The sequence below is a fragment of the Stutzerimonas stutzeri KOS6 genome (assembly GCF_000307775.2).
Classification (GTDB): domain Bacteria; phylum Pseudomonadota; class Gammaproteobacteria; order Pseudomonadales; family Pseudomonadaceae; genus Stutzerimonas; species Stutzerimonas stutzeri_B.
In genome coordinates this window covers 395,828-412,532 of record NZ_KK020677.1, presented here as the reverse complement: position 1 = coordinate 412,532, position 16,705 = coordinate 395,828, and the positions used below count along the sequence as shown (strand labels likewise).

General features: G+C 63.1%; 16 protein-coding genes. 11 read left to right on the top strand and 5 right to left on the bottom strand.

Going from position 1 to position 16,705, the window contains the following annotated elements; genetic code table 11:
• Positions 1-57: 57 nt before the first annotated feature.
• Positions 58-1,038 carry a CDF family Co(II)/Ni(II) efflux transporter DmeF gene (gene dmeF / locus B597_RS42345; RefSeq protein ID WP_003293659.1) on the bottom strand — a complete coding sequence of 327 codons (981 nt, stop codon included), beginning with the start codon at positions 1,036-1,038 and terminating at the stop codon, positions 58-60.
• Positions 1,039-1,173: 135 nt separating this feature from the next.
• Here dmeF and yaaA point away from each other — a divergent pair, with 135 nt between their 5' ends.
• The 3 genes from yaaA to B597_RS46605 all read left to right on the top strand — a co-directional run bounded on the left by yaaA (position 1,174) and on the right by B597_RS46605 (position 4,721).
• On the top strand, positions 1,174-1,953 hold the full coding sequence (yaaA, locus tag B597_RS42340) for a peroxide stress protein YaaA (RefSeq protein WP_003293661.1): 780 nt from the start codon (positions 1,174-1,176) through the stop codon (positions 1,951-1,953).
• 792 nt (positions 1,954-2,745) lie between these two features.
• On the top strand, positions 2,746-4,191 hold the full coding sequence (locus tag B597_RS42335) for a mannose-1-phosphate guanylyltransferase/mannose-6-phosphate isomerase (protein ID WP_003293663.1): 1,446 nt from the start codon (positions 2,746-2,748) through the stop codon (positions 4,189-4,191).
• Between the two features lie 320 nt (positions 4,192-4,511).
• A complete protein-coding gene (locus tag B597_RS46605) occupies positions 4,512-4,721 on the top strand; it encodes a hypothetical protein (RefSeq protein ID WP_003293664.1) in 210 nt (69 codons plus the stop codon).
• Between the two features lie 88 nt (positions 4,722-4,809).
• Here B597_RS46605 and B597_RS42325 read toward each other — a convergent pair whose 3' ends face one another.
• From B597_RS42325 to purU, 3 genes are read right to left on the bottom strand one after another with little or no spacing between them, the layout of a single operon-like run.
• The gene (locus tag B597_RS42325) at positions 4,810-6,282 is read right to left on the bottom strand and encodes a helicase HerA-like domain-containing protein (protein ID WP_003293665.1); all 1,473 of its coding nucleotides are present in this window, start codon (positions 6,280-6,282) and stop codon (positions 4,810-4,812) included.
• Positions 6,245-6,514 (bottom strand): hypothetical protein, encoded by a 270-nt coding sequence (locus tag B597_RS47715; protein ID WP_082321576.1) that lies wholly within the window; start codon positions 6,512-6,514, stop codon positions 6,245-6,247. Before B597_RS47715 ends, B597_RS42325 begins: the two co-directional genes overlap by 38 nt.
• Positions 6,515-6,530: 16 nt before the next feature.
• Positions 6,531-7,382 carry a formyltetrahydrofolate deformylase gene (gene purU, locus B597_RS42320; RefSeq protein WP_003293666.1) on the bottom strand — a complete coding sequence of 284 codons (852 nt, stop codon included), beginning with the start codon at positions 7,380-7,382 and terminating at the stop codon, positions 6,531-6,533.
• On the opposite strand from purU, the gene B597_RS47115 reads away from it, so the two are divergent.
• Positions 7,360-7,662, top strand: coding sequence for a hypothetical protein (locus tag B597_RS47115; RefSeq protein WP_152028200.1), 303 nt, complete (start codon positions 7,360-7,362; stop codon positions 7,660-7,662). The two genes, purU and B597_RS47115, sit on opposite strands and share 23 nt — an antisense overlap.
• Positions 7,663-7,739: 77 nt before the next feature.
• The gene (gene mvaT, locus B597_RS42315) at positions 7,740-8,120 is read left to right on the top strand and encodes a histone-like nucleoid-structuring protein MvaT (RefSeq protein WP_003293667.1); all 381 of its coding nucleotides are present in this window, start codon (positions 7,740-7,742) and stop codon (positions 8,118-8,120) included.
• Between the two features lie 154 nt (positions 8,121-8,274).
• Here the strand turns inward: mvaT and sbcB are convergent, their stop codons facing one another.
• Entirely contained in the window at positions 8,275-9,711 is a 1,437-nt protein-coding gene (sbcB, locus tag B597_RS42310; RefSeq protein ID WP_003293669.1) for an exodeoxyribonuclease I, read from the bottom strand.
• A 258-nt stretch (positions 9,712-9,969) separates the two neighbouring features.
• Between sbcB and B597_RS42305 the strand changes: the two genes are divergently transcribed.
• The 6 genes from B597_RS42305 to B597_RS42280 are packed head-to-tail and all read left to right on the top strand — an operon-like array spanning position 9,970 to position 16,701.
• Positions 9,970-10,677, top strand: coding sequence for an RDD family protein (locus tag B597_RS42305; RefSeq protein WP_031323722.1), 708 nt, complete (start codon positions 9,970-9,972; stop codon positions 10,675-10,677).
• Entirely contained in the window at positions 10,674-11,654 is a 981-nt protein-coding gene (locus B597_RS42300) for a stage II sporulation protein M (protein WP_003293671.1), read from the top strand. The genes B597_RS42305 and B597_RS42300 overlap by 4 nt, the downstream gene beginning before the upstream one ends.
• Complete coding sequence (locus B597_RS42295) at positions 11,641-13,194, top strand: DUF4129 domain-containing protein (protein WP_031323720.1); 1,554 nt, start codon at positions 11,641-11,643, stop codon at positions 13,192-13,194. The genes B597_RS42300 and B597_RS42295 overlap by 14 nt, the downstream gene beginning before the upstream one ends.
• Entirely contained in the window at positions 13,191-14,363 is a 1,173-nt protein-coding gene (locus B597_RS42290) for a DUF4350 domain-containing protein (RefSeq protein ID WP_003293674.1), read from the top strand. Before B597_RS42295 ends, B597_RS42290 begins: the two co-directional genes overlap by 4 nt.
• The gene (locus B597_RS42285) at positions 14,360-15,373 is read left to right on the top strand and encodes an AAA family ATPase (protein ID WP_024162422.1); all 1,014 of its coding nucleotides are present in this window, start codon (positions 14,360-14,362) and stop codon (positions 15,371-15,373) included. Before B597_RS42290 ends, B597_RS42285 begins: the two co-directional genes overlap by 4 nt.
• Complete coding sequence (locus tag B597_RS42280; RefSeq protein ID WP_024162421.1) at positions 15,370-16,701, top strand: DUF58 domain-containing protein; 1,332 nt, start codon at positions 15,370-15,372, stop codon at positions 16,699-16,701. The genes B597_RS42285 and B597_RS42280 overlap by 4 nt, the downstream gene beginning before the upstream one ends.
• Positions 16,702-16,705 lie beyond the last annotated feature (4 nt).

Sequence of the window (16,705 nt, the reverse complement as noted above, 5' to 3'; positions counted from 1 at the left end):
GCGCGGCTTTTTTTCACGAACCGACCACAGGGCCTTGGCTCGCGGCTTTCATGCACGTTATTGTCGGCGACTCGGGTGTGCGCTTTCGTCGCAACGATTGACCTCGGCGGTGATGTGGACCAGCTGCGCAAAAGGCTGCAGCGCGGCCTTGTACCGATCTGCAGTGTGCGCCTGGTGCGTGACGACACTCAGGATGCAGCTGTATTGCGCTCGCCCCACGCGCCACAGATGCAGGTCGGCGACCTCCGTATCGGGCACCTGCTCCAGCGCCTCGCGCACCTTGTCGACCAGCGGGTCATCCATCTCCCGGTCCAGCAGCGCCTTGGCCGTGTCGCGCAGCAATCCGCGCGCCCACGCCAGTATCACCAGCGCACCGATGATGCCCATGGCCGGGTCCAGCCAGCCCCACCCGAAGAGCTTGCCACCCAGCAGGGCAACGATTGCCGCAACCGAGGTCAGTGCATCGGTCAGCACATGAACGAAGGCGGCGTGGCGGTTCAGGTCCTTGCCCGCAGCGCCCTGCGCATGCTCGTGCCGGTGTTCACCGTGGCCGTGGCCGTGGCCGTGGCCGTGGCCGTGATCATGCTGATCGCGCAATAGCCAGGCGGACAGCAGGTTCACCAGCAGGCCGATCACGGCAATGGTCAGCGCCTCGTCAAAACCGATCGCCGCCGGCGACCAGAACCGCGATAGCGACTCGCCGATCATGAACAGCGCCACGACTACCAGCAGCAGCGCACTGGCAAAGCCGGCCAGGACCTCGATCTTCCAGGTTCCGAACGCGAAGCGATGGTCCGCTGCATAGCGTCGCGCCAGCAGATAGGCCAATGCAGCCAGACCGATGGCAACCATGTGCGAAGCCATGTGCCAGCCATCCGCGAGCAACGCCATCGAGTTGAACCAGTAGCCGGCGGCGACTTCCACCACCATGGTCAGTCCGGTCAGGATCACTACGGCCCATGTCTGGCGCTCGGAGCTGCGCTCCAGCGGGCGGTAGTCGTGTGGTGGTTGCCATTGCGCATGATTACAGTCGGACATACGAACTCCTGATGCGAAGGGTCATAGCTTGCGCCTTGCCACACGGGGAAGGTCAACCGCGGAACCTATGGTGGCCATAGCTGGAGCTGTGCCGGCCGTATCCCTACAATCGCGCCATCAGATAGGAGACCGCGCATGCTGATGGTGATTTCCCCAGCCAAGACACTCGACTACGAAACGCCCGCGATAACCGAGCGCTTCACCCTGCCGCAATACCTCGACCACTCTCAACAGCTGATCGAGCTGTTGCGGACCTACTCGCCGGCGCAGATCAGCGAGCTGATGCATCTTTCGGACAAGCTGGCAGCCCTCAACGTCGCCCGCTACGGCAGCTGGACAGCGAACTTCACGCCGGAGAACGCCAAGCAGGCTCTGCTGGCATTCAAAGGCGACGTCTATACCGGCCTCAGTGCCGATGACTTCACCGAGGACGACCTGCAGTTCGCTCAGCAACACCTGCGCATGCTCTCCGGGCTTTACGGTCTGCTGCGACCGCTCGACCTGATGCAGCCCTATCGCCTGGAAATGGGCACCAAGCTGGTCAATCCTCGTGGCAAGGACCTCTACGCGTTCTGGGGCGAGCGTATCAGCGGCTGGCTGAACGAGGCCCTCGCCGAGCAGGGAGACGATGTCGTTCTCAATCTCGCCTCCAACGAGTACTTCGGTGCAGTCAAGCGCAAGGCACTGAATGCGCGGGTGATCAATGTCGATTTCAAGGACATGAAGAACGGCCAGTACAAGATCATTTCCTTTTACGCGAAGAAAGCCCGGGGCCTGATGGCGCGCTGGGTCATCAAGGAGCGTATCGCCAATCCGGATCAGTTGCCGGCCTTCGACTACCACGGCTATCGCTACAGTCCGGACGATTCAGCCACCGACCACTTGGTATTCCTGCGCGACGCCACCGACCACTAAGCGACGCAACGCGGAGCGGCGGAATCCCCGCGGCTCCGCCAGAATCCCTGCAGCCACACCTGCGCCGCACGGCTTCTGCTCGATGTCGCAGCCGCCCTCCCGCCACGCCTCCAGACAAGCCGGCCGCATGCTTGCCGGCGCGGCGCTCAGCTGCGCAAACCATTCGATAAAACTCACCGATCAACGGTAGCCGGCCCGGGAACTATCGAGCGGGGCTGGCAATCATAAGCGCGTACCGACAATTCCATGTGGAAAGGGACGTCGCACATGAACGTGCATCGGGCCATCGATCTTGTAAACCGCTCCGCCCCCGCCCGCAACGCGGCTTGTGCGGTAGCGCAACTCCGCGCAGCGACGCTGCCGGATGCCCGGCCAATGGCCGCGGCGTCGACCAGGACCAATGCGGAGCCTGGGCAGACAACCGCCGAGCAAGGCACGAACAGAGGGTTACGGCCATGCACATGCACCGCCCCTATCCGAAAGACAGCGGATACCCCGCAGCGCTCGCGACGACGACGGCAACCGCCTCTTGTCGCCCGCCGGTCACAGGCATACGACACGGGTTCATCTGACTGGCACTGCACAACAGGCGCATCCGGCCTTACCGGCGCCGCGAAACCATCGATCAATCGACAGCAGCTTTCCAATCCCGATGCAGTGCTTCGGGACCGTGTGGATTTCGTTCCGGCCCACCGGCGATTCCCATCAGCAGCATGACGATCCAGGGCGCCGCCGTATGGCTGAGCCAGCGAACAAGCAGAACGACCTTCGAAACGATTCAGGAGAAGCAATATGATCCCGGTTATTCTTTCAGGTGGTAGCGGCTCCAGGCTGTGGCCCCTATCCCGCAAGTCGTTCCCCAAGCAATTCCTCGCACTTACCGGCGAACAAACGCTGTTCCAGCAGACAGTCGAACGACTGGCCTTCGAAGGCATGCAACAGCCGTTGCTGGTGTGCAACAAGGATCACCGCTTCATCGTCAAGGACCAACTGGCGGCGCGCAAGCTTGGCGTTCAGGGCCTGCTTCTGGAGCCGTTCGGTCGCAATACTGCACCGGCCATTGCGATCGCAGCCATGAAGCTGGTCGAAGAGGGTCGCGACGAACTGCTGCTGGTACTGCCGGCAGACCATGTGATGGAGGACCAGAAGGCCTTCCAGCGCTCGCTGGCGCTGGCAACGAATGCCGCCGAAAACGGCGAAATGGTGCTTTTCGGTGTACCGCCGACTCGCCCCGAAACCGGTTATGGCTATATCAAAGGCAGCCAGGAGGCCAGCGCCGGACTGCCGGAAGGCATCAAGCGTGTGGCGCAGTTCGTCGAAAAGCCGGACGAGGCGCGCGCCCAGAGCTATGTGGATTCAGGCGACTACTTCTGGAACAGCGGCATGTTCTTGTTCCGCGCCAGCGTCTTCCTGGAAGAACTGAAGAAGCACGATCCGGATATCTACGACACTTGCTCGCTGGCCCTTGAGCGCAGCGTGAAGAACGGCGAAGAAATACTGATCGATCCCGCTACCTTCGCCTGCTGCCCGGACAACTCCATCGACTATGCCGTCATGGAAAAGACGCAGCTCGCCTGCGTGGTTCCAATGTCCGCCGGCTGGAGCGACGTCGGTTCCTGGGCCTCGATCTGGGACGTGCATGACAAAGACCAGGACGGCAACGTCCTGAAGGGCGACGTGATCGCCGAAGATTCGCGCAACTGCCTGGTTCACGGTAACGGCAAGCTGGTCACCGTACTGGGCCTGGACGATATCGTCGTGGTGGAAACCAAGGACGCTATGATGGTCGCCCACAAGGACCGGGTACAGGACGTCAAGAAGCTGGTCAGCAAGCTCGACGCCCAGGACCGTAGCGAAACCAGGAACCACTGCGCCGTATACCGGCCGTGGGGCTGGTACGACTCGGTCGACATGGGCGGGCGCTTCCAGGTCAAGCGTATCTGCGTCAACCCCGGTGCCAGTCTCTCTCTGCAGATGCACCATCACCGTGCGGAACACTGGATCGTGGTATCGGGAACCGCCCATGTCACCTGCAACGAGAAGACGTTCCTGCTCACCGAAAACCAGTCGACCTATATTCCGATCACCTCGGTACATCGCCTGGCCAACCCTGGCAAGATCCCGCTGGAAATCATCGAAGTGCAGTCAGGTAGTTATCTCGGAGAAGATGACATCGAACGTTTCGATGACGTATATGGACGCGCCGAGCAGAGTAACGAGGCCAAAGTGGCTCGTTGATCGGCAGCAGCGACGACCGGAAAGCCCGCGCATATGCGCGGGCTTTTCTTTTCAGCCACGCTGGCTCGGATAGACGGAAAGGGTGCATACTTCCAGCGTGTCGCACGACCATGTAACTCCTGCGTGCCCACACCGCGCAAAATCCCTCGATTCTTGAACTACGCCTCGCTTTTTGAGCCAGCTCGGACTTTGCGTAAACCTTTCAATCGAACTGGCGTCATATCCTGAAACAGCGGGCATGACACTGTCTCGGTTAACTTCGAATACAGCTGCACGCGGCCTGCGTGCAATTACCCACACTTCAACTCAAGGTTTCCTACGTGACAAAAGACGAATTACGCGCCGAACTTGAGCGCCAGGCACAGCGCTTTACAAATATTTACGGCGGCGAAGTAACCACTTATGCCGCCGAGCGTGAACCCGAGCGCAAGCCATGGCGGAAAAAGCCTTCGCTGGTTGATCAGGTGTTCCAGCAGGAACTGCAGAAGCTTGAGCAGGACAAACGTTCCGACCTTGAAAGTCCGGCCTAGGAACAAGCCCAGCCGTTCAGCCGCATCTGTTAACGGCTCTGCCCGCCAAGCTGAAGACCCGCACCGATAGTTGAGCGATCACGCCAACCTAGCGCTTGCCGCCAAGCAGAGAGCCCAGCAAGCCTCTGGCAAGCTGCCGCCCCAATTGGCTGGCCGCATGGTTCAGTGCACTTTTCATCACCCGCCCGGCCAGCGCGCCCAGATCACTATCGTCGCGGCTATCTTCCCGCCGAAGCTCTTCGTCCGTCTTGCGCGGTTTTGCGGTCTGCCTCGCTCTCGCGTTCAACATTTCGTATGCCGACTCGCGATCGACAGGACTGCCGTAGCGTTCCCGAAGAGCGGAACGTGCAACGAGAGCGGCACGCTCGGCTTCGCTCAGGGGCCCCATTCGCGACTGCGGCGGTGCAATCGCCACACGCCGGACCATCGCCGGGGTGCCGTTTTCCTCCAGCCCACCAACCAGCGCTTCGCCGATGCCTAGCTGGGTCAGGGCATCCAGCGTCACGAAATCCGGATTTGCACGGAAGCCATCAGCTACCGAACGCAGCGCTTTCTGCTCCTTGACGGTATATGCGCGCAAGCCGTGCTGGATTCGCAACCCCAGCTGTGCCAGTACCTGATCGGGCAGATCGGCAGGCGACTGGGTCACGAAATAGACGCCCACCCCCTTCGAACGAATCAACCGCACGACCTGTACCAGTCGATCCTGCAACACCTTGGGTGTGTCACCGAACAACAGATGGGCCTCATCGAAAAATAGCGCGAGTACCGGCTGGTCGGCATCCCCGCGCTCAGGCAACTGCTCGAACAGCTCGGCAAGCAGCCACAGCAGGAAGGTCGCATATACCTTCGGTGCCTCGTGTACCAGCATGCGCGCGTCGAGCAGATGGATGGGGCCACGCCCATCGGCACCCGGCTGAAAAAGATCCTCGAGCAGCAGTGCGGGCTCGCCGAAGAGGGCTTCGGCGCCTTGCTGTTCCAGAGTAGCCAGGCGCCGCAGCAACGCCTGGGACGACGTGCCGGTGAACAGCGCGCCATCCTCGCCGAGCACGTGAGGCTCTGCCCTGATATACGCGAGCAATGCCTTGAGATCCTTCAGATCGAGCAATAGCAGACCCTGCTGGTCCGCCACCTTGAAGGCTGCGTACAAAGCCGACTGCTGGCTGTCCGTAAGCTGCAGAAGATTGCCAAGCAACAACGGCCCCATCTCGCTCAACGTAGTTCTCAGTGGGTGGCCACTGCGTCCGTGCACGTCCCACAGAGTGACTGGATAGCCCTGCGGCTGATGATCCAGCCAGGGCATGCTGGCGATACGCTCGGCAACTTTACCCTGCGGCGTGCCCGGCGCGCCCAGGCCGCAGAGATCACCCTTGATGTCGGCGGCGAAGACCGCCACGCCGGCATCGCTGAACTGTTCGGCCAGGCGCTGCAAGGTCACGGTCTTGCCAGTACCGGTAGCGCCGGCAATCAATCCGTGCCGATTGGCCAGGCGCAGAGACTGGGTATTGGGCTCGCCAGCAGCGTCAGCGCCGAGCACCAGCCGATCGATCAAAGTCTTCATCAGCGCGCCTCCCGATAGTGCTGCCGGCCTGCAGCGATGGATCGTCAGTGTTCACCGTCGCAGGCCGCAGCACCTGCCCAGCGTCGCCCTGCAACTGCGCCCAGAGTAATGCGGCCCCGGCAAATTCGGCACCCTGTTCGGGCGATAGTGCCGCGGGGTCGTATCGCTGGGTACAGCCACTACCGATAATCGGCGGAGACTTGGCTGCCGCGCGCTCGAACGGGTCGGACACGGTCAACTCCAGCCTGTCAGTTGAACACCAGGGTCTTGTTGCTGTGCACCAGCACACGGTCCTGCAAGTGATAGCGCAGACCACGAGACAACACCATTTTCTCCACATCCTTGCCGAGCCGGACCATGTCCTCGATGCTGTCGCGATGACTGACGCGGACCACGTCCTGCTCGATGATCGGGCCGGCATCGAGCTCTTCGGTGACGTAGTGACAGGTCGCACCGATCAGCTTCACGCCGCGCAGCGAGGCCTGGTGATAAGGCTTGGCGCCAACGAATGACGGCAGAAAGCTGTGGTGGATGTTGATGACCCGCTGGGCGAACTCGTCGCACAGTTCCGCCGGCAATATCTGCATGTAGCGCGCCAGCACGATCACGTCGGCGCGCTGCTCGCGCACCAACCGGGTCACCTCGGCGAATGCCGCCTGCTTGTCTGCAGGATCGACCGGCACATGGAAATAGGGAATGTCATGCCATTCGACCATGCTGCGCAGGTCGTCGTGGTTGGAGATCACGCACGGGATGTCGCAGTCCAGCTCCCCACTGTGCCAGCGGTGCAGAAGATCCGCCAGGCAATGGGATTCGCGACTCGCCATCAACACTACCCGCTTGCGCTGCTCGGAGTCGGTAATGCGCCACTCCATGGAGAACTCGCGGGCAATCGGTGCGAACGCCTGACGGAAACCATCGAGATCGAACGGCAGCGAGTCCGCACGAATCTCATGGCGCATGAAGAACCAGCCACTCTGGTGGTCGGAGTGGTGATTGGCCTCAGTGATCCAGCCGTTGTAGGTAGCGAGGAAGTTGCTGACCTTGGCAACAATGCCAACGCCATCGGGACAGGCAATGACCAGCCTGAAAGTGCGCATTAAAGGTTACTCCGGCTCAAAGAAAACGCGGCATTCTAGCGCAGCAGGCAAAATCGCAGCTATCGCATTAAACGCCAGCATGCCGCCAGCCAACTACCGGCGAGCACTCGCAGAGCCGACCACCTCGAGCCTTTCGCCTGGAGGTTATGACCGGCGGGCAGACCGATCGAAAAAACTTGTCCAATTAAACAGGCTTGAGCGTGCTTTAACCGTTGCACTCGAAGCATTAGCTACCTGCAGACTTGAAATATCCCTTCAAATACTAATTCCGCTTTTTTAACGGGTGATATTTACTTGCGCATAAGGCAGGACTATGATTGCCAGCACTAGTGCTCAAACCTATCTCAAGGAAGCCACATGTCACTGATCAACGAGTATCGCGCCACTGAAGAAGCCATCAAGGAACTTCAGGAGCGACTGAAGTCCCTTTCCGAAGATGACAAACTGAAAAAGGAACTGGAGTTCGAAGGCAAGCTGCGCGAACTCATGGGCGAATACCAGAAGTCGCTGCGTGACATCATCGCCCTGCTCGATCCGGATGCCTCGCGCAGCGGCAAAAGCCCGCGCGCAGCGAAAGCACCGGCTACCAGCAAGCGTGCCCGCCGCGTAAAGCAGTACAAGAATCCGCACAGTGGTGAAGTGATTGAAACCAAAGGCGGCAATCACAAGACGCTGAAAGAATGGAAAGCCCAATGGGGCTCCGATACCGTGGAAAGCTGGGCCACTCTTCTGGGCTAAGCAATACCGGTTTTATAAGAAACGCCGTTTCTCGACACTCAGAAGCAGTGCCGGAAACGGCGTTTTTCATTTGCATGCCTCCCACCACCAGTCGTTTTGCGCAGCAAGCGCCAGCGCCGCACTCGGGCAACCAGCCCTTGCCTGAAGACCATAGCTACTTGCTCAAGCCATAACGCTCGTATAACCCCTGTCCGTACTCGCGCCATTGTTGCAACAGTCGTTGTTGCTCGGGTGCGGCAGTGCTCATCAACCGCTGTATCTCCGCTTCGAACTGCACCAGAGTATTGGGCGCGCCGCAGGCCGGATCGCTCAGCCGCTGCTGACAGAACTCGCGCCACTGCAACTGCTCCGGGCCGGATAACGTTGCGGGAAAATTGCGCGCGCGGTAGCGAAACAGCAGCGCCTCCAGACGCACATCATCGAAACGACAGGGATGCCTGGCCAGCTCGGCTGGCGCCAGGTTGCGTATCTGCTCGCACAAACGCCGGTCGCGCTCGCCGAGAAAGCCGTCATACAACTGCTGCTCCGGATCATCGCTGCCTCTGAAGCCCTCCTCTCGATAGATGTCGGCCAGCTTGTCGCTCCAGGCGTGTCGATGCTCACGCAATAGCGCAGCACGCGCATGACAAGCCGGCATATCCAGCCCCAGCCGCTGGATGTCCGCCGCCCGCAGCACCTTGAGCGGTGCCAGCACGGGGCAGCGATTGACGTGCACGAGCTTCAGGGGCACCGGCAACTCGCCATCGGCGAGCTGGTCATGCCGTGTATAGAGGCGCTTGCGTAAGGCCTCGGCGGACTCGCTCCAGAGCAGATCCGGCTCGGCCTGCAGATCACAGACGATCAGCGCGTTGCGATTGCCCGGATGCCAAGCCAGCGGCAGGACGACCGAGAGAAAGTGCCGAGCGGCGGAAAAGCGCCCAGACACGTGAACCAGCGGCTCGAACAGGTTGATCTGCTCGAGTACCGCCTGCTTGCGGCGCAGGTTGTAGAGGTAGTCGTACAGCCGCGGCTGCCGGTCGCGAACAAGCCTGGCCAGGGCGATAGTGGCGCGCACATCGGACAAGGCGTCATGGGCGTTCAGATGCTCCAGGCCATTGGCGACACTCAGGCGCTCGAGCTTGAGCGTGACCCGGCCATCCTCCTCCGGCCAGGCCAGCCCTTCGGGTCGCAGCGCATAAGCGGTGCGTACCAGATCGATCAGATCCCAGCGACTGTTACCGCCCTGCCATTCACGCGCATAGGGATCATAGAAGTTGCGATACAGGCTGTAGCGCGTGACCTCATCGTCGAAACGCAGGCTGTTGTAACCAGCGACACAGGTGCCGGGAGCTGCCAGCTCCTGATGCAGCCGATGGATGAATTCGGCTTCGCACAGGCCCTTCTGCTGCAGGGTCGCAGGGGCTATTCCGGTGACCAGACAGGCCGCCGGATGGGGAAGGATGTCATCGCCGGGCTGGCAATAGATGTTCAGCGGCTCGCCTATTTCCTCGAGCGCTTCATTGGTGCGGATACCCGCCACCTGCAACGGACGGTCACGGCTGGGCGACACGCCAGTGGTTTCGAAGTCATACCAGAAGATGCTTGGGGTCACGGGAGGGTCCTTCTCGATCGACGCGCAGCAGTCTACCAGCCCGAACCCGGACAGCACGCCGTACGTGGCACAGGGTTCTCGCCAGCACAGCCGAACTTCGGACGCACTCGGCGGCAACTCTGCGAACGACATCCGACAAAGGAGGCAGGCATTTGGCCATAATGTGTCTCCACCGCCCAGCCTGCACCGATTGATGCATTGCCGTGGGCACCGCTGCCGCATAGCATCGGCCTTGCCTGCACCTAGACGACGTATCCCTTGTCCTCAGCTCTCGATTCACCACCCCTGCTGGATAACCGCCTCCGCGTGGAAACCCCCGAAGGCATCGACCTGCTGTTGCGCCCGGCCGGCCTCGTCCCGCGGGCGCTGGCCTTCGCCGTGGACCTGGCGATTCGCGGCGCCATACTGCTGGCGCTGTTCACCACCTTCGGCCTGCTGGGCAAGTTCGGCATCGGACTCGGGGCCTTGCTGCTGTTTCTGGTGCAGTGGTGGTACATGGTGTTGTTCGAGGTATTGAATCAGGGGCGCACGCCTGGCAAGTACTGGCTCGGCCTGCGTGTCGTGCATGACGACGGGACACCTGTCGGCTGGGCCTCTTCGCTTACCCGCAACCTGCTGCGCTTCGTCGACCTGTTGCCGTTCGGCTATTTCCTCGGCGCGCTCAGTTGCCTGGGCCATCCGATGTTCAAACGCCTAGGCGACATCGCTGCCGGCACCCTGGTGGTCTATCGGGAAACGCCTGCCGCGCGCCCCACGCTTCCCCCGGCCGAGCCTGTGCCACCCCCGACCGGACTCAGCCTCCATGAGCAGCGAGCGCTCATCGCGTTCAGCGAACGCCAGTCCAGCCTGACGCCGGAGCGCCGCCGCGAACTGGCATCGATCCTCGCCGAGCCGCTCGCAACGAGCGCCGAAGATGCCGAAGCGGCCATACATGGCATGGCCCGCAGCCTGACGGGGTCGCCATGAAACAGGCCGCGTTCGAAAGCCAGTACCAGCGGCAATGGCTGGAACTCGCCGAGCAGCTGGATGCCCTCGAGCGAGGCAAGCCCGGCAACCTGCCGACCGATACCTTCCCGGCAGCCTATCGCCAGCTCTGCCAGCACCTGGCCCTGGCCGAATCACGCGGCTACAGCAGCCAGCTGGTCGATCAACTGCACCAGCTCGCCCTGCGCGGCCATCAGCAGCTCTACCGGCATCGCAGTACCTTGCTCGGCAGGCTGCTGGGTTTCGTCACTGGCGGGTTTGCTCGTTCAGTCCGCGAACAGTGGCGTTACGTGGCGGCGGCCAGCCTGCTGTTCTACGGCAGCCTCCTCGGTACGGGCGTGCTGGTCTATGCCTTTCCCGACCTGCTCTACAGCATCCTGTCGCCCGACCAGGTCGCTCAGATGGAGCAAATGTACGACCCGGACGCCAGCCGGCTGGGGCGCTTCGCCGAGCGCGCTGCCGGCGACGACTGGCTGATGTTCGGCTATTACGTGATGAACAACATCGGCATCGCCTTCCAGACATTCGCCAGCGGACTGCTGTTCGGCCTCGGCACTCTGTTCTTCCTGCTGTTCAATGGGCTGACCATTGGCGCCGTGGCCGGTCATCTGAGCGAGATCGGCTACCACCTGCCGTTCTGGTCGTTCGTCATCGGCCACGGCGCATTCGAGCTGACCGCCATCACGCTCGCCGGTGCGGCGGGACTGCAGCTTGGTGTCGCACTGCTGGCGCCAGGCCGCCTGACCCGCAGCGACGCGCTACGCCAGGCAGCCCGGCGCGGCATCCGGCTGGTCGGCGGGGCAACCGGCTTCCTGTTGATCGCCGCCTTCGTCGAGGCGTACTGGTCATCCATGACCCTGACCTCGCCGACGGTCAAGTTCATCGTCGGCGCGCTGCTCTGGTTGCTGGTCGCCTGCTACTTCACGCTTGCCGGACGGAGCAGCCATGCAGCTGACTGACGCCAGCGTGTCGATCCGACCGCGCAGTCCATGGGAGGCGACAGACCTCGGCATCCTGCTCGCCAGGCGCCATGCGAAGCTGCTGATGGCCAGTTGGGCCGCCATCACGCTGCCACTCTTCGCCACGATCAGCCTGCTGCTTTGGCAGCATCCGAGCCTGGCGCTGCTGCTGTTCTGGTGGCTCAAGCCGCTGTACGAAAGGCTTCCGCTGCATATCCTGTCCAGAGCGTTGTTCGGCGAAATACCCGGTCTCAGGGAAAGCCTGAAGGCCTTTCCCGGATTGCTGCGCCCGCAGTGGTTCGCCAGCCTGACCTGGCGCCGACTCAGTACGACCCGCAGCTTCGACCTGCCGGTGCAGCAACTCGAGGGGCTCAGCGGCCAGGCACGCAGACAGCGGCTGGTAACGCTTTCCCGGCGCAGTGGTCGCGCCGCCAGTTGGCTGACGGTGGTCGGCATGCATCTGGAGGGCGCACTCTGGCTCGGTCTGCTGGGCCTGCTCTATTTCATGCTGCCAGCGCAGCTGGTGCAGAGCTGGAGCTGGGAGGACCTGCTCGGGCTCAGCGAACAGTGGCTCTGGCTGGAGCACCTGTCCAACTTGCTCTACGTACTGGTGCTGGTGGTCTGGGAGCCGATCTACGTCGCCTGCGGGTTCAGCCTCTACCTCAACCGGCGCACCCATCTGGAGGCCTGGGATATCGAACTGGCCTTCCGCCGGCTACGCCAGCGCCTGCTCGGTGCAGTGCCTGCGGTTCTGCTTGGCGGCAGCCTTCTGCTCTGGCCGGCAGAGCACGCCGCCTGGGCGACACCGGCCGCTGCGCCGGACCAGGTCCAGCCCGGCCCGGATAGCGGGCGCCTGCTCAATCAGCCGCTGACCAGCGAGGCCGCACGCCAGCGCATCGATGCACTGCTCGATCAGCCACCCTTTCAACATCGCGAAACCGTCACCCGGTGGCGACTGGGTGACGACGACCGGCAGCAGGACCCTGGCACGTTGGCACGCCTGATCGAAAGGCTGCTGCATGACGGTTCGCTCTGGCAGCACCTCGAGCGACTGGCACAGGCGCTCGAGGTGCTGCTGTGGGCGGCCCTGGGCGTACTGGCCGCGCTGCTGTTCTGGCGTTATCGCGACTGGTTGCGCACCTTCGGTGGCCGGGCGCGGCTGCCGAACCGGCATCGCGGCCAACCCCCCGTTCAAATGTTCGGGCTGGATGTCGCTCCCGAAAGCCTGCCGGCCGACATCGCCAGCGAAGTGGAACGGCTCTGGCGCGAGAATCCGCGGGCGGCACTCGCGCTGCTCTATCGCGGCCTGCTCAGCCACCTGCTGCACGAGTTCCGGCTGCCATTGAAAGACGCCGACACAGAGGGCGAGATGCTGCACGCACTGCGCCGGTTGCAGGAGCCTCGACTGACACAATTCGCCGAGTGCCTAACCCACCACTGGCAGCGCCAGGCCTATGGACACCTGGATGCGGACGAAGCTGTCCGCGACAGGCTCTGCGCCGACTGGCGCGCGCTGTTCTCGCCGCAGAGGCCTACATGAGCCGGCTCCGTTCGCGCCTGCTGGTCGCGGCCTTCGCGGGGCTGGTCACCCTGGCGGCCATCTGCTCGCTGGGCACGCTACAGCCCTACGAGGAAGTGATCGAACATGGGCCGGCTCCAGAGGCACGGAGCAACACGTACCTGGCAGCCGAACTGTTTTTGCGCGACCTTGGCGTGTCGGTAACCCATCTCGAGAGCACTGCCGGGCTGGAGTCTTTGCCGAGCGACAAGCAGACCCTGCTACTGCTCGGCGATCACCACAACCTGACACCCCGACAGACTGATCGCCTGCTCGACTGGGCCGCCTCCGGCGGCCACCTGGTAGTGGTCGCCGAGCGGCTCTGGGATGACGAGGCAGGCAAAAGTGGTGACCTGCTGCTCGACCGACTCAACCTTCAGCAGTTCGAAACCGATGAACGCAAGGAAGACCGCCAGGCGTCCGTCCAGGGCTCTGCCGACGATCATTCCCAACTGACCAAGCTTTATCTGGAAAACGAAAGCGCACCCGCGTACCTGGCCTTCGATACCGCCTTCCATCTTTACGATGCGGACAAGCGAGCCCATGCCTGGGCCAACAGCGCCGGTGCCACTCATATGCTGCAACTCCAGCACGGCGAAGGGCTCGTCACCGCCCTGACCGATAGCTGGATCTGGCAGAACCGCAACATCGACCAGTACGACCATGCCTGGCTGCTCTGGTACCTGACCCAGGACAGCGCAGTGACCTTGGTACACCGCAGCGAGCACGACGCGCTGCTGACGCAGTTGCGCCGTCATTTTCCGGAGTTGCTTGCGGCGCTCGGCTTGCTCGTCCTGTTCGGGCTCTGGCATGCCGGACAGCGTTTCGGCCCACTGCTGCCCCCTGCCAGCAACGCTCGGCGTCAGCTGCAGGAGCACCTGCGCGGCTCGGCGCAATTCCTCCTGCGTCACGGCCACCAGCGCAGCCTGCTGCAGCGCCTGCAACAGGATATCCGGCGCAGGGCCAGTCTTCGTCATCCCGGCTTCGAGGAGCTCGCGGAACCGGCACAGCGCTCACTGCTTGCACGTCTTTCCAATCTGCCGATTTCCAACATCGACCGGGCCATGAGCCCGCCCCACCCGCACCGCCTACCCGCCACCGAATTCACCCGGCAGGTCGCACACCTGCAACGTCTCAGGAACGCGCTATGAGCGAACACACCTCCGAATCGAACAGCCCCGTCCCGGCTTCCGACCCAAGCGGCCAGCGTCTGCGCGCGAGCCAGCTGGCCCAGGCCCTGCGCAACGAACTGCACAAGGCCGTGATCGGCCAGGAGGCGGTCATCGATGGTGTGCTGACCGCCCTGATCGCTGGCGGCCATGTGCTGATCGAGGGCGTACCCGGCCTGGGCAAGACCTTGCTGGTACGGGCGCTGGCGCGCTGCTTCGGTGGCGAGTTCTCGCGCATCCAGTTCACCCCCGACCTGATGCCCAGCGACGTTACCGGCCATGCGGTGTACGACCTGCAGAGCGAGCAGTTCAAGCTGCGCAAGGGCCCGGTATTCACCCATCTGCTGCTGGCCGATGAAATCAACCGTGCGCCGGCGAAAACCCAGGCCGCGCTGCTCGAGGTGATGCAGGAGCGGCAAGTGACCCTCGAAGGCAAGGCGCTGGTCGTGCCGCAACCGTTCCTGGTCATGGCCACCCAGAACCCCATCGAACAGGAAGGCACCTACCCACTGCCCGAAGCCGAGCTCGACCGCTTCATGCTGATGCTGCGCATGGATTATCCGCAAGCCGACGAGGAGCTGGAACTGGTGCGTCAGGTCACCCGTTCGGCGCGCGCCGACATACTCGACGTCAGCACCTTGCGCCAGCTGGTGCAGCCGCGCGACGTGCTGGCGCTGCAGAAAATCGCCAGCGAATTGCCGCTGGACGAGCAGGTCCTGGACTATGCCGTGCGCCTGACACGCAGCACCCGCAACTGGCCGGGACTGACGCTGGGCGCCGGGCCACGCGCATCGATCGCGCTGGTGCGCGGAGCGCGCGCCAGGGCTCTGCTACGCGGCGGCGAATTCGTCACGCCCGACGACATCAAGACCTGCGCCATGGCGGTTCTGCGCCATCGCGTACGATTGTCCGCGCAGCTGGACATCGAGGGGCTTTCGGTGGATCAGGTGTTGCAGCAGTTGCTCGACCAGGTCCCGGCGCCGCGCGCATGACCCCGTCTCGCCGCCTGCTCGTTGCGCTGGCCGCACTGGCACTGCTGGCGCTGCCGCTCGGCATCCGCGCTGCGCTCGGCATCGAGCCGGCCGACAGCTGGCACAGCGCGTGGTGGGGCCTGTTGCTGGCACTGGCCGCTCTGGCCCTGCAGGATGCGCTCGCGCTGCGCCGCCTACGCGATCCAGCCCTGCAGCGCAGCCTGCCGGGCAACCTGCCGCTCGGACACTGGAACAGCGTGCAGCTGATGGTGCGAAACCTGCATTCCCGGCCGCTGGAAATCGAGCTGTTCGATCACGTGCCGGCCGGCATGCTCGTCGAGCAGCTACCGCAACGCCTGCGTTTGCTGCCTGAGCAGCACTGCCTGCTCGACTACCGTTTGCGTCCGCTCCAGCGTGGCCATTTCCGCTTCCAGCACTGCGATGTGCGGCTGACCAGCCGTTTCGGTCTGTGGCGCAGTCGGCGCCAATTGGAGCTTATCGACGAAACCCGGGTGTATCCCGACTTCGCCCAACTGCAGGGCGCCGGCCTGCAGGCGATCGACCTGTGGCTGAACCGCCTCGGCGTTCGCCAGCAGCCTCGCCGTGGGCTGGGCCTGGAATTTCACCAGTTGCGCGAGTTTCGCGAGGGCGACACCCTGCGTCAGATCGACTGGAAGGCCACCGCCCGCAGCCGCATGCCGATTGCCCGTGAGTACCAGGACGAACGCGACCAGCAGATCATGCTGATGCTCGACTGCGGCCGCCGCATGCGCAGCCGGGATGGCGAGCTCACCCATTTCGATCATGCACTCAATGCCAGCCTGCTACTGGCCTACGCTGCGCTGCGCCAGGGCGATGCCGTCGGGATCTGCACGTTCGCCAGCGAACAGCAGCGCCAGGTTCTCCCCGCCAAGGGCCAGCAGCAGCTACGGGTGCTGCTGAATGCGGTCTACGACCTGCAGGCCACCCAACAGCCTGCCGACTATGCCGCGGCAGTCGATCGACTGCTGGCCCGCCAGCAGCGCCAGGCACTGGTCATCGTGCTGAGCAACCTGCGCGATGAGGACGACGCCGAGCTGCACGCCGCGTTGCGGCGCCTGTCGCGGCGGCACCGCGTACTGCTGGTGAGTCTCCGGGAAGAAGTGCTGGATCAGCTGCGCCTGCGACCGGTGCAAAGCCTGGAAGATGCGCTGGATTACTGCGGCGCGCAGGACTATCTCAGCGCACGCCAGGAACTGCACAAACGGCTGGCTGCCCACGGCACGCCAGTGCTCGATACACAGCCTTGCGACCTGGGCCCCGCCCTGGTCGGGCGCTACCTGGCATGGAAGAAGACCGGGGCGCTGTGAGCCG

Coding starts and splice junctions, on each gene's coding strand:
- B597_RS42300 (WP_003293671.1), top strand. CDS start 10,674: ATGAAACAGGCCGCGTTCGAAAGCCAGTACCAGCGGCAATGGCTGGAA.
- mvaT (WP_003293667.1), top strand. CDS start 7,740: ATGTCACTGATCAACGAGTATCGCGCCACTGAAGAAGCCATCAAGGAA.
- B597_RS42285 (WP_024162422.1), top strand. CDS start 14,360: ATGAGCGAACACACCTCCGAATCGAACAGCCCCGTCCCGGCTTCCGAC.
- B597_RS42295 (WP_031323720.1), top strand. CDS start 11,641: ATGCAGCTGACTGACGCCAGCGTGTCGATCCGACCGCGCAGTCCATGG.
- B597_RS42290 (WP_003293674.1), top strand. CDS start 13,191: ATGAGCCGGCTCCGTTCGCGCCTGCTGGTCGCGGCCTTCGCGGGGCTG.
- B597_RS42280 (WP_024162421.1), top strand. CDS start 15,370: ATGACCCCGTCTCGCCGCCTGCTCGTTGCGCTGGCCGCACTGGCACTG.
- B597_RS42335 (WP_003293663.1), top strand. CDS start 2,746: ATGATCCCGGTTATTCTTTCAGGTGGTAGCGGCTCCAGGCTGTGGCCC.
- B597_RS47115 (WP_152028200.1), top strand. CDS start 7,360: ATGACCAGCCTGAAAGTGCGCATTAAAGGTTACTCCGGCTCAAAGAAA.
- yaaA (WP_003293661.1), top strand. CDS start 1,174: ATGCTGATGGTGATTTCCCCAGCCAAGACACTCGACTACGAAACGCCC.
- B597_RS42325 (WP_003293665.1), bottom strand. CDS start 6,282: ATGAAGACTTTGATCGATCGGCTGGTGCTCGGCGCTGACGCTGCTGGC.
- purU (WP_003293666.1), bottom strand. CDS start 7,382: ATGCGCACTTTCAGGCTGGTCATTGCCTGTCCCGATGGCGTTGGCATT.
- dmeF (WP_003293659.1), bottom strand. CDS start 1,038: ATGTCCGACTGTAATCATGCGCAATGGCAACCACCACACGACTACCGC.